Source organism: Bradyrhizobium sp. McL0615 (genome assembly GCF_049993905.1).
Lineage (GTDB): Bacteria > Pseudomonadota > Alphaproteobacteria > Rhizobiales > Xanthobacteraceae > Bradyrhizobium.
This window is the reverse complement of record NZ_CP188254.1, coordinates 1785387-1800738: the sequence shown is the minus strand read 5'-3', so window position 1 is coordinate 1800738 and position 15352 is coordinate 1785387. Positions and strand designations below refer to the sequence as shown.

Annotated in this window: 12 protein-coding genes; 4 read left to right on the top strand and 8 right to left on the bottom strand. The window is 58.9% G+C overall.

Annotated features, from left to right (window positions below):
- Positions 1–40 precede the first annotated feature (40 nt).
- From ACPPVP_RS08585 to ACPPVP_RS08550, 8 genes are all read right to left on the bottom strand, one after another.
- Complete coding sequence (locus tag ACPPVP_RS08585) at positions 41–670, bottom strand: response regulator (protein WP_426533117.1); 630 nt, start codon at positions 668–670, stop codon at positions 41–43.
- Positions 667–1500 (bottom strand): sensor histidine kinase, encoded by an 834-nt coding sequence (locus tag ACPPVP_RS08580; protein WP_426533115.1) that lies wholly within the window; start codon positions 1498–1500, stop codon positions 667–669. The genes ACPPVP_RS08585 and ACPPVP_RS08580 overlap by 4 nt, the downstream gene beginning before the upstream one ends.
- 198 nt (positions 1501–1698) lie before the next feature.
- A complete protein-coding gene (locus ACPPVP_RS08575; protein ID WP_426533113.1) occupies positions 1699–2082 on the bottom strand; it encodes a response regulator transcription factor in 384 nt (127 codons plus the stop codon).
- Between the two features lie 110 nt (positions 2083–2192).
- Positions 2193–2831 (bottom strand): response regulator transcription factor, encoded by a 639-nt coding sequence (locus tag ACPPVP_RS08570; protein WP_426533111.1) that lies wholly within the window; start codon positions 2829–2831, stop codon positions 2193–2195.
- Positions 2832–2839: 8 nt separating this feature from the next.
- Positions 2840–4438 (bottom strand): MASE4 domain-containing protein, encoded by a 1599-nt coding sequence (locus ACPPVP_RS08565; RefSeq protein WP_426533109.1) that lies wholly within the window; start codon positions 4436–4438, stop codon positions 2840–2842.
- Positions 4439–5959: 1521 nt separating this feature from the next.
- Complete coding sequence (locus ACPPVP_RS08560; RefSeq protein ID WP_426533107.1) at positions 5960–6619, bottom strand: MarC family protein; 660 nt, start codon at positions 6617–6619, stop codon at positions 5960–5962.
- A 120-nt stretch (positions 6620–6739) separates the two neighbouring features.
- Positions 6740–8548 (bottom strand): SLC13 family permease, encoded by a 1809-nt coding sequence (locus ACPPVP_RS08555; RefSeq protein WP_426533105.1) that lies wholly within the window; start codon positions 8546–8548, stop codon positions 6740–6742.
- Between the two features lie 127 nt (positions 8549–8675).
- A complete protein-coding gene (locus ACPPVP_RS08550) occupies positions 8676–10274 on the bottom strand; it encodes a DcaP family trimeric outer membrane transporter (protein ID WP_426533103.1) in 1599 nt (532 codons plus the stop codon).
- A gap of 553 nt (positions 10275–10827) precedes the next feature.
- On the opposite strand from ACPPVP_RS08550, the gene ACPPVP_RS08545 reads away from it, so the two are divergent.
- The 4 genes from ACPPVP_RS08545 (at position 10828) to ACPPVP_RS08530 (ending at position 15294) form a co-directional block, all read left to right on the top strand.
- Positions 10828–11130 carry a DUF992 domain-containing protein gene (locus ACPPVP_RS08545; protein ID WP_426533101.1) on the top strand — a complete coding sequence of 101 codons (303 nt, stop codon included), beginning with the start codon at positions 10828–10830 and terminating at the stop codon, positions 11128–11130.
- Positions 11131–11133: 3 nt separating this feature from the next.
- Positions 11134–12129, top strand: a complete 996-nt coding sequence (gene glsA / locus ACPPVP_RS08540) for a glutaminase A (protein ID WP_426533099.1) — start codon at positions 11134–11136, stop codon at positions 12127–12129.
- A gap of 94 nt (positions 12130–12223) precedes the next feature.
- On the top strand, positions 12224–13873 hold the full coding sequence (locus tag ACPPVP_RS08535; protein WP_426533097.1) for an MFS transporter: 1650 nt from the start codon (positions 12224–12226) through the stop codon (positions 13871–13873).
- Positions 13874–13911: 38 nt separating this feature from the next.
- Positions 13912–15294, top strand: coding sequence for a M20/M25/M40 family metallo-hydrolase (locus tag ACPPVP_RS08530; RefSeq protein WP_426533095.1), 1383 nt, complete (start codon positions 13912–13914; stop codon positions 15292–15294).
- Positions 15295–15352: the final 58 nt, after the last annotated feature.

Sequence of the window (15352 nt, the reverse complement as noted above, 5' to 3'; positions counted from 1 at the left end):
GAAGCGAATTAGGCTTCCAGCACAAAAACGACCGTCTGTTTTATGCCTGCACAAGCGTGTTGCGAACGGCGTATCGAACTAAACCGACGGTTGAGTTGATGTTGAGCTTGCGCATGGCGGCCGCCCGGTGTGTTTCGGTGGTCTTTATGCTGACATTTAGGATGGCACTGATGCGCTTATTGCTGCAGCCCTCTGCCACCAATTTGACTACCGTGTTCTCTCGAGGCGACAGCGTCTCGCTTCGGCCGCCCTTGCCGGTCGTCATTCTCTTTAGTTCACCTGAGAAGACACCCGCGTAAAATGGCTTATGGACCATTAATGACTCAACCGCGGCCAACAGCATCTTATTTGTGTCAGACTTCAGCAAAAACGCGCTAGCACCTGCCTGGAACGCCTGCGACGCCAGATGATCTGAGTCATGCATTGTAAAAATGAGTACTTCCGTAGCTAGCTGATGTTTCCTAATGCGCTGAGTAACTTCGACGCCAGTCATAAACGGCATCGAGTAGTCGATGATGGCAACGTCAGGCCGTTTTTCAATAGCGTACGCCACGGCCTCGTTGCCGTCATGCGCCTCGGCAACGACCTCCCAGCCGGGACGTCCTTCCATCAGAGCTCGCAGTCCCGATCGAACAGTTTCATGATCGTCAGCTATAAGAATCCGCTTCATGACCGAACAACGCTCCAGACCGGGTTCAATGCTATTTCGCCACGGATTTGCGATGGACGAGATGGCCGGGGCACCGTTCTCTTGCGTGGCAGGGAGTGCGGGATTACTGCACACAACGTAGTGCCTCGGCATTGCGCTGCTGACGAAGAATGGATTTCGAGAGCGCCTCCCAACTGCCGTAGCCGAGCTCTCATACCGGGGATTCCAATGCCACACCATATCGCTTTACGGCCAGATCTCGCTTGACTCATTGGCATGCCGCGGCCGTTGTCAATAATGCGAAGCATAAAATGCGTGTCGGTAGCTTCCATGGCGATCTTTACCTGGGTCGCTTTCGCATGACGGAACACGTTCATTAGAGCTTCTTGAATAATTCTTAACACCGAGCGCTGCGTCTCGTAGCACAGCCTATCGACCTCGGGAGACATCTTGAGACTGGCCTTCAATGAGGTGCGCGTTGAAAATCCGTCTACGAACTGCTCGACCGTAGTCTTCAGCCCGTCCGCGAGCAGATTTTGGGGATGCAACAAGTAGGTAAAGGCGCGAATCTCTCGAAGAGCTTGGTCGATCGACGCATCGATATCGTCGCAAATTTTTTCTGTATCGCCGATATCGGTGATCGCGCGCCTCATGCGAGACACGTTCAAGCTGGCGGCAACCAAATGTTGACACGTCGAATCATGAAGGTCGGACGCAATCCGCTGATGCATTTGTTCCTGAAGTGACAGCCGGATGCCAAGACCTGCCATTGTACGTGTCGTGGCAGTCCTCACCATAGCATCGCGGGTGCCATCCTTGTTGCTGGAACGAGTTGCTTGAGCAACAGTCATACGTGTCTCCTTGCGTGTCAGGCCCGAATGCGTCTCAACCTGTTGGGATTCCCACTGCTGCTCTTGCTGGGATGAATCCTAGGACGATTGATCAATGGCTCTACTGTACGCGCGTAACCGTATTCCTACGAAGGGATAGCTGCCCTATACCGAGGAATAGGTCGTGACGTGTCCGCGGCGACGCAGGACTGACTTTTCTCAGGCGAGATCTTGCGGGGGGCGCTTGAGGGCCTGATCGAGGCAGGCGGTCAAGCTTTGCTCCTGAAGGGGCTTGGACAAATAACAAATTGCGCCGTCTCTTAGCACGCGTGCGCGAATTGCTTCTTCGGGAAAAGCCGTGACGAAGACGATAGGTATGCGATGACCATCCGAAATCAATTGACTTTGCAGTTCGACCCCACTCATCCCCGGCAGGTGCACGTCGGTGATCAGGCAGGCCGTATCGCGCGCGCGGCCCGACTTCAGGAAGTCCTCGGCGGAGGCGAACGAAGCTGTGGCGTAACCGAGCAACCGTAAGAGATGTTTCGTGGCTTCGCGGACGGATTCATCGTCCTCGACGATGGCAACATCGATCTTACGCAAATCGAGTTCCTCTATGGCCAGCGATGCACGATGGGACAAAGCCGCTCGACGCATACAGATGAAATATAAACCGTAAGCGGGCGCCGGTGTACCATCCAGACGTATAGGGTTCAGGAGTTTGAACGTGTAATTCCCAAAATTTGCGCCATTCTCGCCAGTTCGGCCACCGACCTCGCGTTCATCTTTCGCATCACACTTCCCCGGTGAAGCTTCACCGTGACCTCGGCCAAGCCCAGTTCGGCGGCGATTTGCTTGTTCATGAGCCCTGCCGTGGCGAAAAACATCACGTCACGCTCACGGGGGCTGAGGCTTTCGAAGTTCGTGCGCAATTGTGCGTTCGCCTGTTCAGCTTGGCGCCTCGTCCGGTCCCGTTCGAGCGCGCGCTGAACGGCGTCTAACATGTCCTGATCGAGAAATGGCTTGGGCAGGAACTCAAAAGCCCCGGCCTTCATGGCCCTTACTGCCATGGGGATATCAGCGTACCCTGTCATGAAGATGATCGGAATCTTGACGTCGGCCTTAGTCAACTCGGCCTGAAAGTCCAGCCCGCTGATCCTCGGAAGTCTTACATCGAGCACAAGGCAGGTCGGAACATCCGGTAGCTTCCTCTTCAGGAACTCGGCGGCTGTCGCGAAGGTTTCGGCGCGCAGGCCGACCATGCGAAACAGCCTCTCAAGCGAATCGCGCAAGGAATCGTCATCGTCTACGACGAAAACGACCGGCCGTTTCTCGCTTTCTGGAGTTTTCATTCGGCTACCTATACACCGCCTGGCAATTGAACGTAGAAAGCTGCTCCGCGGGGGATTCGTGTGGCGGCCCAGAGCCGGCCGCCGTGAGATTCAATGATCGACTGGCAAATGGAAAGACCCAATCCCATTCCGTGGGGCTTGGTCGTGAAGAAAGCATCAAAAATGCGGTCCATTTCATTTGGCCCGATTCCGGGCCCCGAATCCTCCACTGTGATCAGCACGTCGCTCGCTTCGTGAAACTCGGACTTCACCAGCAACAATCGCTCGCAATTTTCCACCGAACTCATCGCCTCGACGGCATTCATGATCAGGTTAAGAAGAACCTGCTGCAGCTGCAGTCGATCGGCAACTACACGAGGAAGTTCCTGGAGCAACTCGACGCGAAGTGAGACGCGGTGGTTTTCCAGTTCACCGTGAACAAGTGCGAGAACCTCGGAGACAAGATCGCGGATGCTCACCGGGGATGTTTCGCGTCGATCCCTTCTGAACATCGCCCGGATGCTTCCAATAATGTGACCGACACGGTGGCTATCATCGATCATGCGCTTTAAGACTGCGCGCACCTCATCTAGGTCGGAAACTGGCTTTGCAAGCAGGCGCAAGCTGATACCTCCGTTCACGACGAGCGCCGATAGCGGTTGGTTGATTTCGTGCGCAATTGAGGCGGCCATCGCTTCTAAGCTCATTAGTCTATTGCTTCGTTCGCGTCGCAGCGCGCTATTTGAGCGAGCGAGGCGCGCATACAATTTGATCATCTCTTCGAGCAATACGATCAGAACCACGACTGAGGTAATGAGCGAAAACCCGCGGCCAGCATAAAAGCCGAACGTGAAGCGGGAGTACAGGAGCACGTCAAGCATCGCCAGTTCCGAGATCCAAGCACACACCACAACCAAGAGCCATAGATCGAGCACCGAACGTCGGCGGCTATAGAGCAGGGCCAGCGCGAGCAAACATGTGAACGTGTTTGATGAAGTAACAATCCGCGCCAAAGGAGTAGGATGAATCGGGTCTTTAAATAAGTGTGGCAGAAACTCCTCTCCCGCCGTGGCGAGCCAAGTTAGTGCGAACACCAAACTGACAACTATCACGACACACCAGCTGATCGCGTGTCGCGTTAATCTATGGGGCAGTTTGTTCGTGGGTCCGACACCGATGAGCATTGCATAGACGATCACGGCCAACGGAAAACCGTAATGCCAGAAGTTATAGATCCACGCGGAAGTCTGCAAACCTGCGCCAAAAAGACCGGTCGGCGAAAACTGACCGGGAAATGTGAGTGCAAATAGAACGGCCATAAGCCCCGTAAAGAGATAGGCACTTGCGATGACCAATAGTGCGCGTGAGCCAGTGATCGAAAATTGACCGAACAACAGGGCGGCAGTGATCAAATCGTTTACAAAAAGGAGAGCCACCAGAACCGGAATGAAGGCGTCGATCCGTACCGGCGTGAGCGCGAACGGAGAAGTTAGCCCGATTGTTACGGTAAGTGCGAATACCGCGAACAGCGCTGCGACAACGGCGATCGCCAAGCGAAGCTGCCCCGGTGTTGGTGGCGCGGTTGCCAACACGAAGTCAGTTTCGTCCGATACCTCGCTTACAGCCAACATTGCCTCCGCATCGCGACAGGCGTACCGACTGCTTTCCCTTCATCAACGGCAGTCCAACTGCTGACCCCTCGGCGCATTCCAGCAAGACTGCTGCTGTGCGAAAAGGGCGGGCTAGCGGATCGACGCGCTTGGCATTCTTGGTGCTACCGCTTCAAAAAGGCGGTACGTGGTTCACACTCGCCGTCTGCCGAAGGACGACCTTGCGGCTCACTTACGCGTCTCTCGCGCGATCGATGAATCGAAAGGTGCGCCAAGAGCTTGCACCCTCAAAGTGTAGCTCCCGATTATGCCCACGGTTGGCTTTCGAATGGAAGCTGGCAGGGCAAAAAAACGCGCTGTTTGGAGTGTGCCCCTCGAGGCGGACAAGTTTTAGGCCGCTGATTTGACCGTACTGGGAGCGGTGATCCTCGAACTGTCGCGGGGCTCAAGTAGCCCAAGGAGGAATAGAGCCTACGGCTGTGGCAGACCGTGTCGATAAAACGCATAACGTTCTCGTCGGCAAAGGTTTCGAAAGCCATAGGATAGACCGCCTCGACCTTGGGAGTCTTCATGAAGTATTCCGCTTTTGCATTGTCATAAGGATTGCCGCGGCGGCCCATTGAGCCAGCCGGCATCCTTCGGCCATGGAAAGCCCTGCGGCTGCAGTCTCGCAGAGCCCCATTTAAAACTCCGATTCTAGCTCTTGGTTGCCGACCAGTCGTTTGAGGGCAGTGATTCGCTTCGTACCGCTGGACCAGGTCGGCCGCGGCGGCATCTTCGGTCGGCCTGCCCTGCGCTCCACTGACACCCTCAAATACGGGAAGATGCACGATGTCCGTGTTTGAAATCGAAGCTGTTGATGATGAGTTCAGACGACCGCAGTCTTGCGGAAAACATGCCCCGACCGGAGTTAATCCAGTCCATGAGATTGCAGCGGCGTCGACGGCGCCCGCGTCGAATTCGGGACGCCCGGACAGCATACAACGTGCGCTCGATAGACGGCTGATGCAGCGCGATGCCAACAGCCGAATGCCCGCCGCGGCGCTGGTCATATGCGCTTGTCCGGTTAAACTCCAGCCGCTGCAGGATTTGCGCCTGCCCCTACGGTTGGGGCGGATACCGCAAGCATATCATCGCCGTCCTGCTCAAATTTGCGGACGAGAGGACGCGCGTTATATTCGCAAGCCGATTGCGGCCACAAAGATCAAGCCTGCAACAGCGATTGCAAATGCCGTCCGCAACATCTGTCTCTCCCTTTTTTTTGTCAATGCGCTGGTTCGCTATAGTAGGTCCCCCTTACGGCCAGCGACCGCGCATGCAGCGTGCGTGGGCGTTGTCGAAGAGGTCGGATTGTTGAAGGGCCAAATGCTCCAATCAAAGGCCGGATACATTGATGCAAGACCGCTTACCACCAGATCGGCGAACCTCTTGCAACGCACGGCCGGACCATACATCGGGTCACGTGTGGACTGCACCCTGCCAAGAGCTTTCTGACGCTTCTATAAGCATTGGCAGGGCTATCTGATTGCAGCAATCCTTTCAGTGGCCGACTGAGACCAAAAGTGAACTGATGCCGTTCCACGCAATTTGAACGCCGATGCAGATCAAGATAAACGCCGACAATCGCACCAGCACGTCAAGCCCAACCCGCCCCAGGAATCGAACGATTGGCGCCGCGAACCGGTACGACAAATAGACAATCACCGCGATGGCCAGAAGACTCGCGGTCGCAGCGAGAGCCAGCATCGCAGTGTGAACCAGCGTATGGTCCGCAACGCGCTGCGTACCAAGCGTGAGCGCCACCGCGATCGAGCCCGGTCCGACGGTCAGCGGCAAGGTCAGCGGATAGAAGCTACCCTCGATGCGGGCGGGCTGTTTCTCTTTGTTTAGGGCCTGGCGTTCAGGTGGCTCGATGCCTTCGTTCAGCAGCTCCCAGCCCATCCAGGCGATGATCAGACCGCCGGCCACTTGGACCACGGGTATCTCGATGCCGAAAAATTCTATGATCTCCGAGCCGAACAACAGCGATCCCAGCAACATGAAGAAGCTGTTGATGGCGACGTCTCTGGCGAGCCGGGTGCGCTCCTCAGGTGTGTGATCTGCGGTCAGGCTTAGAAATATCGGCGCTGAACCTATTGGGTCAACGATCGGAAACATCGCAGCAAAGACCAGAAGGAACGCGTTAATGCTATCGCTCACGCACTTTCGCTCCGTTGCAGTCGCGTGACCACACCGTCGGTGACTGGCTGACACCCAATGTTAGTTTAGAACCGCTGGGTCGTCAGTCACACCTCATGAGCAAGGCATGGTGGTGGGCGATCAGAAATGCCAGAATACGGGAACGAAGAAAGTCGCCACTACGAAAAAAAGCAGCAGTAAAGGTAGCCCGAGCTTCCAGTAGTCTCCGAAGACGTATCCACCGGGGCACATCACCATCAAGTTGACCGGGGTCGCAATCGGGGTGAGGAACGCTGCCGCCGAAGCCACCGCAATGCTCATGAGCACGGGTCGTGGAGATACTCCCATTTCGGTCGCGGCCGCCATCGCGATCGGGATCATGATAAGCGCCGTCGCTGTGTTGCTGATGAGCTGGCCGAGAATTGCCGTCAACACGAACAAGCCGGCGAGCAACGCATACGGACCAGCGTCGCCGATCAAATGGATCAGCGTCGTCGCCATAAGGTCCGCAGCTCCGGTGTTATGCATGGCGGTCGAGAGCGGAATCATCGCTCCAACAAGGATGACCGTTGTCCAATTGATTGCGCGGTAGGCTTGTTCCACAGTCAGCACTTGCAGCAAGACCATTGCGCAGGCGGCCAGCAGCCCGGCGATGACTGACGGCACCAAGCCGGTCGCGAGCAATAACACCATCACGAGCAACACCGCGATTGCCTCCTTCGCTCCGGTTCCTAATGGGATCGCCTGGCGACGGACGAGTTCCGGCGAGTCGACCACCAGCACGTCTGGGTCGCCGAGGTGCTTGTCGAGAGCATTCCAGGTTCCCTGGAGCAACAGCATGTCGCCTGCAGCAAGTACGGCTTCGTTCGAGCCCAGATTCTCACCCCTGCGCTGGATTGCCAGGATGACCAGGTCGCCGCTCGGCGTGATCATACCAGCGAACACCGGCTGCCCAACCATGCCGGAGCGCGGCGGAATGACCACCTCGGCCAGGCCAGACGTGCGGTTGAACAATGTATCCGCGACCTCGGGTGCGTCGTCGGCCCGGAAGGCCAGCACTTTGTCGGAGGCCAGAGCGCCAACCGCTTCTGCGCTACCGCGCACAATGAGGATGTCGCCCTCATCAAGGTTCGCCCGCCGCAGGGGTCCGCTGCCATCACCAGCCTGGATAGTGATCAGGCTAACGCCGGCGTAGTTCGTCAAATCAACGACATTCGGCGGTGAGCCGACATACGGAGAACTTGAGCGCACGCGGAGCCAAAACAGCCCGTCGTCCAACCGGTACTGCTCGACGAGTGTCCGGGCGTGTTTGCTGAGATCCGGTGGGATCGTCCGACCCTGGCGCTCCGGCAGCAGGCGCTGTCCGAAAAGCACCACGATCACCATCGTCCCCAGTAGTAGGGGAATACCGACAATGGCGAATTCGAAGAAGCCGAAAGGAGCCAGGCCGGCGTCGGTGGCGGCTTCCGATACGAGGACGTTCACCGGTGTGCCTGTGAGTGCCAGGAGCGATCCGGCGTGTGCCGAAAACGCGAGTGGCATGAGCAACTGCGAGGGCGAGCGGCCAACGCGGGTTGCCATCACGACGACTACCGGCAGAAGTGCCGCGACCGCCCCATTTATGCTGATAAGAGCGGTGAGCAGTGCCACGAGCATCATTGTAAGGACCAGCAGACGGACGCGGCTCTGGCCCGCCCGGGCGACCAAAAGCTGCCCCGCCCACGCCGTCACGCCAGTAGCATCGAGGCCTGCGCTGACAACGAAAAGCGATGCAATGAAGATGACCGCCGGATCGCCGAAACCGGCCAGCGACTCCCCGAGTTTGAGCACCCCAGTGCCATACAATGCGAGCGCTGTGCCGATGGCCACCAGTACCACCGGAATGCGGTTCGAGACGAACAGCACAATGACGCCGGCGACGATCGCAAAGGTGATTGCGATGCCATTCAAACTATTTGCTCCGACACAGTTTTCTACTCATCCCGGAGATCCCATACGCATGCCCGCGCCACCGCCACGGCCAAATATCAACACGTAGAATGGCTTTGTTGTCCTTGGCCGCTAGCCCGCGCAGATTTCAAAACCGGGCAGTGACGGAGCCGAGAACGCGGTTAGCGGTGCCAGAGCCGGCGCTAACCGGGGCTGTGGCCGCAGTGCCGCCAAACACGTCCCGATGCGAGAAGACATATTCGAGGCCGACATCGAGCCATCCGGTCCCCACGGTATTGCCACGAAGCTCCGCGAACGGGCTCCAGATCAAATTGACGATCCCCTGCTGCATGGTGTTGTTCAACAACGTGGCCGAGGCCGATCCAGGTACAAAGAACAGAGCATAAGATGGATATTGCTGCCGTGCGTAGGAGTAGACGAAATTGCTGCGCCATTGCGGCGTCCAGAACCGGCGGTAACCTGCGCTTGCGCCATATGTCGGCAAGGCGTCGAGGCCGACATCCACAACGCCCGGCAAGCCGATGTTCGACAGCGCGTCCTGGCCGAAGGTATTGGCGCCGAAATAGCGCCCGATGCCCTGGCCGTAATAGGCCATGCCAACCAGCTCGTCCGGACCGAACGCCGCTGACAGCCATCGCATTGGGAAGCGACCGCTACCCGCGACACCCCAGCCGACAGAATCGCGCGTGAGCACCGGGGGCGCGGCCGCCGTGCCAGCCGTACGGATGGTGAGGTCGCGCAGCAGGCCGCGCAGGTCGAGACCCAGGCCATCGTACCGGTATTCCAGCCGGCCGAGCAAATCGGGCACGGAGGTAAATGCGGGACTCAGCCCCCCAAAACCGGCCGGCGTGCTGATCTGCGTGAATACGCCAGCCACGGACGTGTACTGCGTATCCGGCATCTCTAGCGAAACATGCCCGGTCAGGCCCGGCGCCAGGGTTGCGGTCGCGCGAACTTGCGGCTGACGCACAAAGGACTGGTTGAGATTGGTCGAGAAGTTCACAGTTTCATAGACGCCCTCGTTCCACAGGCTGTTCGCCCAGCCGACCAGTACGCGAAACTGTTCGGAGCCGAGTTCGCCCCAGGCCTGACGGAGCCGAAAGACCGCATTGGGCGAGGCCGCCGCGCCACCGCCGAAGTCGCCCTCGAAACGGGTCTCGAGAGTGCCCCAGAGAATCGCGGTACGCGTATCCATGCCGATGCGGCTAAACCGGGCGGACAATCCTGTATCGCCCCCCTGCATGGCGGCGGGGCTTCCGGAGAGAGGAATGGTTTGCACCGTGGGCGCATCGGACTGATTGCGGCCGTTGAAGTCGTGGTACCCATGGAGGTTGGCGAAGCCGTAGAATCGCACCTCGGACTGAGAGCCTGGGATACGCAACGAAAGACCCGGAAGATCGGAACGCAAGGCATCCTGGCCTTCGCCGTCATACTGGCTGCCCATTGGTTCGGGCGCACGCAGGCCTAGAATGGCCGCTCCCGGAGTTGGCGGCAAGGCCGCAACGGTCGTGTTCAACGGCGGCTGCGTCGGTACGCCATAGGTCGCTACCCGCTTTCCTTCCGCGCCTGAGGGGGCGGTCTCACGACGCGCGGCAGTGGCTGGAGACTTCGGGTGCTTTTCACGCGTCTCGAGTTCGTCGACGCGACGCTGTAGTGCATTGATCAGCTTGTCGCCGTCTGTCGCACGGCGCTGCAGCGCATCGACGCGCTGCAGCAACTCTTCCATGGAAGGCTTCTGCTCCTGCGCAGCAGGCGTCTGCGCTTGAACCGGACTCGCGAGCACCGCGATTGACGCAAAGCAGCAAAACGCACGGGCTACACGCATCTTCTCGCCCTCCCACGCTGAATGCAGGTGAAGTCTGCGCCTGCGAATGCAACAACCTCAAGGCGGTTCAGCCAGTTGGTCAGCAATTCCGGGTGCAGTGTGGCTTTTCGGCCGCATTTCAGCCCAACGCCGACGCGTGGCCTGTAAGTCTCCGAATAGAACATGTCGCACCCATCATCGAACCTTGAGCCTGGAGCATCTGGAATTCAGTAACGCTTGTCAGCGGGTGCTTGAGCCGTTCAAGTCGGCGATCTATCGCTCCGCTCAGCGCAGCGACACAACTGTAACAACGCGCATCAAAAACCCTCGCCTCATTTGAATTCGAATCGTCTTGTCGAGCAATCAGGCCAATCACCCTGCCATCTCAGGGTTTTTTCGGATCAACGCGCGCCTGACGTTAGTGTCATGTAGCGGCATGCGTTCCGCGCCTTCGTCGTGAGTTCACAGGTCATCCATGCATGTCGGCGATTGTATAAGCCTTCTTGATCATTCTTGTCGCGTCAGTAACTGCTCAAGCGCGGCAACCGTTTCGGGTCGGTGGGCTGACATGCAGTACCGGCCCGAGAGTAGGATTGGTCCTTGCTCGCGGCAGAATATGCAATGTGCTTTCCTTGCGAGTGGAGCGGGGCGACAATACAGCTATGCGGGCGCGATAACGCGGCTCGGCCTCGATGTCGGTATCACGAGAGCGGGAACGTTATTTTGGGGAGTTTTTGCACAAAGACCGAAGAGTCTGAGGCAGATGAGTCTGGAGTGAACCATGAACTCACAAGCCGATCTCGCCGACTATCCCTATGTCTCAACCGGTCACTTGCCGCCCGCCGAGGAGGTTGTCAGGCTGCTCGACGAGGCCCACAGGCGCTACAAGGAAAACACTGACGGAAAGAATTCGCAGGTCTACCCGGCGCTGGCTGCTGTGCCGAGCGAAATGTTTGGCATTTGCATGGTCGGCACCAACGGCGCGGTCTACGCCATAGGCGACGCAGAGCGCGAGTTCTCGATCATGAGCGTGTCCAAGCCGTTCGTGTTCGCTCTGGTTTGCCACCTCGTAGGCGCGGAGCAGGCCCGGGAGAAGCTCGGCGCGAACGCCACCGGCTATGCGTTCAATTCGGTCGCAGGCATCGAACGCAGCCCGAACGGGCGTACAAATCCGATGGTCAATGCTGGCGCGATCGCGACCACCAGCTTGGTGCCGGGCGCGACCGTCGACGCCAAATGGAAATTCATCCACGATGGTCTGTCCCAATTTGCCGGGCGCAAGCTACCGATGAACGAAGAGGTCCTCAAATCCGCCTCGGAGACTAACTTCCGCAACCGAAGCATCGCGCAATTCCTGCTCAGCGTGAACAGCATCTACTGCGATCCGACGGAGGCTGTGGATTTGTATACGCGGCAATGTTCGCTGAATGTCAGTGCAAAGGATCTCGCCGTGATGGGTGCAACGCTGGCTGACGGCGGGGTGAATCCCGTTACCAAAGAGCGCATCGTCGACCCGGCCATCTGCCATTACGCGCTGGCGGTGATGACGACAGCCGGCTTGTACGAGACATCCGGTGACTGGCTGTACAGCATCGGGCTGCCCGGCAAGAGCGGAATTGGCGGTGGGATTGTAACTGTTTCTCCGGGCAAGGGCGGTCTTGGCACGTTCGCTCCGCCCCTCGATGCTGCGGGCAACAGCGTCAAGGGACAACTGGTTGCGAAATATCTATCGCAACGGTTGGGCATGGATCTATTCGTGTCAAAACCGGAAACGTAAGCCCAGGAGACCTGAACCTAAGGTCGTTGTAATTGCATTCGAGCGGGAGAGCGCTGATCGTCACTTAAAGAGTCACCCAGAGGGACATCACGTCATGACGACGATATCCGCAACTGCAGGTCACCCGGCAACAGAAGCAAGAGAATCGTGGGTGCCGATGATCGCCATCGCACTTGGCCAGATGATCATGTCTTTCAACGTCGCCTCGTTGCCTGTTGCGCTCGGGGGGATGGTGAACAGCTTCGGTGTACCGCCGACGACGATTGCGACCGGAATCGTTTCGTATTCGATGCTGGTCGCAGGCTTCGTTATGCTCGGCGCGAAGCTCGCCCAGCGTTACGGTGCGGCGCGGGTGTTCCGGACTGCCGCCGTCATGTTCTGTGCTTCGCAGGTGCTGATGACGTTCAGTCCCACCGCGACGTTGATGATCGCAGCCCAGGCCCTTTGCGGAGCCTCTGCCGCCGTGATTGTGCCGTCGCTGGTGGCGCTGATTGCCGAAAACTACAGTGGACGTCAGCAAGCGACGGCGGTGGGGGCGCTGGGTTCCGCGCGAGCCGCCGCCGGGGTATTGGCGTTCATCATCGGTGGCATTCTCGGCACTTTCATCGGATGGCGTCCGGCATTTGGAATTCTGATCGCCGTTTCGGCCATCGTGTTTTTCCTGAGCTTCCGTCTGAAGTCCTTCCCCGGACGCCCGGAAGTAAAGATCGATATCGTCGGTGTGCTGCTGGCGGCGACCGCCATCATTCTCATCAGCTTCGGCTTCAACAATCTGAACCGCTGGGGCTTGGGCCTGGCAGGATCCAACGCCCCTTTCAACCTCCTTGGCCTCTCTCCCGCACCGGTCTTTATCGTGGTGGGCATCGTACTGGGTCAGGCATTCCTGATGTGGACGCATCGGCGACAGGCTGCGGGGAACACGCCACTCCTCGCACTTGAGGTGATCGATTCGCCTCAGGAGCGGGCCGCGGTCTACGCATTGTTCTGTGTCGTAGCGCTGGAGGCCGCGCTCAATTTCTCGGTGCCGCTGTATATCCAGATCGTGCAGGGGCGATCTCCGATCGCCACGGCGATCGCCATGATGCCGTTTAACCTCACAGTGTTCTTCACGGCGATGCTGATTGTCCGGTTTTACGACAAGTTCACTCCCCGGCAGATCGGGCGCTATGGCTTCATACTCTGCACCCTTGCGCTGCTTTGGCTTGCCTTTGTCGTGCATAACGACTGGAGCGAAGTCCCGGTTCTCCTAGGTCTCGTTGTCTTCGGCATCGGACAGGGCTCGCTGGTCACGCTGCTGTTCAATGTGCTGGTCACGGCTTCGCCGAAAGAACTGGCCGGTGACGTTGGGTCGTTGCGTGGCACCACCCAAAATCTTGCGGCCGCGGTCGGGACGGCGGTGGCAGGCGCGCTCCTCGTCGGCCTGTTAAGCGCAGCCATCCTTGCCGGCATCGCGGCGAATCCGAAGTTGACGCCCGAACTGCAGTCTCAGGTCGATCTCGACAGTATCAACTTTGTCAGCAACGACAGGCTACAAGGCGCACTGGAAAGGACGACCGCGTCCCCTGCTCAGGTCGCGGAAGCGGTGCGGGTCAACACGGACGCACGGTTGCGGGCGCTGAGGATTGGGCTCCTCATTATGGCGGGTATCGCAATGCTCGGAATTTTCCCGGCAGGCCAGCTTCCGAATTATATTCCGGGCGCGATGCCTGATCCGGCGACGAAATCACGTGAAAAAAACGGCTAGGCAATTTTAGAGTCGCGGCTCAAGAAACAGGAGGCTCCATGACCAAGCTCGACGATGTCTTGTCCAATGTCGATGCGAATCTCGACGCCGCATTGGAGCGTCTCTTCGCGATCCTGCGTATCAAGTCGATCTCGACGGATCCAGCCTATGCCGCCGAGTGCAAGGCCAATGCGGAATGGCATGTGGCCGACCTCAAAAGCATCGGCTTCGACGCCGCTGTGCGCCCCACGCCGGGGCACCCCATGGTCGTTGCGCATGATCGTAGCGCACCCGGGTCCTCGGCGCTGTTCTACGGCCATTACGACGTGCAGCCGGTGGACCCTCTCGATCTCTGGGATCGTGATCCCTTCGACCCGTCCATCCAGACCATGCCCGACGGCACCAAGATCATCTCCAGCCGCGGCGCCGCCGACGACAAGGGCCAACTCATGGCCTTCGTTGAGGCCTGCCGCGCCTGGAAGGCTGTTACCGGCAAGCTACCCATCCCGATCTCGATCCTGCTAGAGGGCGAGGAGGAATCCGGCGGCGTCAACCTGCCGGGCTTCCTCGATGCCAATGCCGATGAGCTGCGCGCCGATATCGGCTTGATCTGCGACACCAACATGTGGGACCCGAAGACTCCAGCAATCCAGACCATGCTGCGCGGACTCTGCGGCGAGGAGGTGATCATCCACGCCGCCGACCGCGACCTGCATTCGGGTTTCTATGGCTCGGCCGCGGCCAATCCAAACCGCATTCTGGCGCGCATCCTCTCCGACCTGCACGACGAGAACGGCCGCGTCACGCTGCGCGGCTTCTATGACGGCGTGCCGGAGCTGCCGAAGGCTCTGCGCGAGCAATGGGACAGTCTGAATTTCAGCGCAGAGTCCTTCCTCGGCGCCATCGGGCTTTCGGTTCCCGCCGGCGAGAAGGGCCGCGGCGCGCTGGAGATGGTCTGGTCGCGCCCGACCTGCGAGATCAACGGAATGGGTGGCGGCTACCAGGGTGCGGGCTTCAAGACGGTGATCCCGGCCATGGCCTCGGCCAAGGTTTCCTTCCGCCTGGTTTTCGATCAGGATCCCCATGCCATCCGCAAGGCCTTCCGGGAGCATGTACAAGCGCGTGTTCCGGCCGATTGCCGCGCCGAGTTCCTGGAGCATGGCTCGGGCCAGGCGATCCGCTTCCCGATCGACGCACCCGCCTTCGGCAAGGCGCGCGATGCGCTGACCGCTGAATGGGGTAAGCCCGCGGTCTTCATCGGCGGCGGCGGCTCCATTCCCGTCACGCATCAGCTCAAGCAGTCACTGGGCATGGATGTGGTGCTGGCGGGCTTTGGCCTCGAGGATGACCGCATCCACAGCCCGAACGAGAAGTACAATCTCAGGAGCTTCCACAAGGGTATCCGCTCCTGGGCGCGCATTCTGGATGCGCTGTCACGCTAGACCCCTTGCGGTGCCGCTGTGAGATCGCCGCAAGTAGCATACTTTGAGGAGGAATAGC

Coding starts and splice junctions, on each gene's coding strand:
- ACPPVP_RS08585 (WP_426533117.1), bottom strand. CDS start 670: ATGAAGCGGATTCTTATAGCTGACGATCATGAAACTGTTCGATCGGGA.
- ACPPVP_RS08580 (WP_426533115.1), bottom strand. CDS start 1,500: ATGACTGTTGCTCAAGCAACTCGTTCCAGCAACAAGGATGGCACCCGC.
- ACPPVP_RS08570 (WP_426533111.1), bottom strand. CDS start 2,831: ATGAAAACTCCAGAAAGCGAGAAACGGCCGGTCGTTTTCGTCGTAGAC.
- ACPPVP_RS08550 (WP_426533103.1), bottom strand. CDS start 10,274: ATGGAAGAGTTGCTGCAGCGCGTCGATGCGCTGCAGCGCCGTGCGACA.
- ACPPVP_RS08545 (WP_426533101.1), top strand. CDS start 10,828: ATGCATGTCGGCGATTGTATAAGCCTTCTTGATCATTCTTGTCGCGTC.
- glsA (WP_426533099.1), top strand. CDS start 11,134: ATGAACTCACAAGCCGATCTCGCCGACTATCCCTATGTCTCAACCGGT.
- ACPPVP_RS08535 (WP_426533097.1), top strand. CDS start 12,224: ATGACGACGATATCCGCAACTGCAGGTCACCCGGCAACAGAAGCAAGA.
- ACPPVP_RS08530 (WP_426533095.1), top strand. CDS start 13,912: ATGACCAAGCTCGACGATGTCTTGTCCAATGTCGATGCGAATCTCGAC.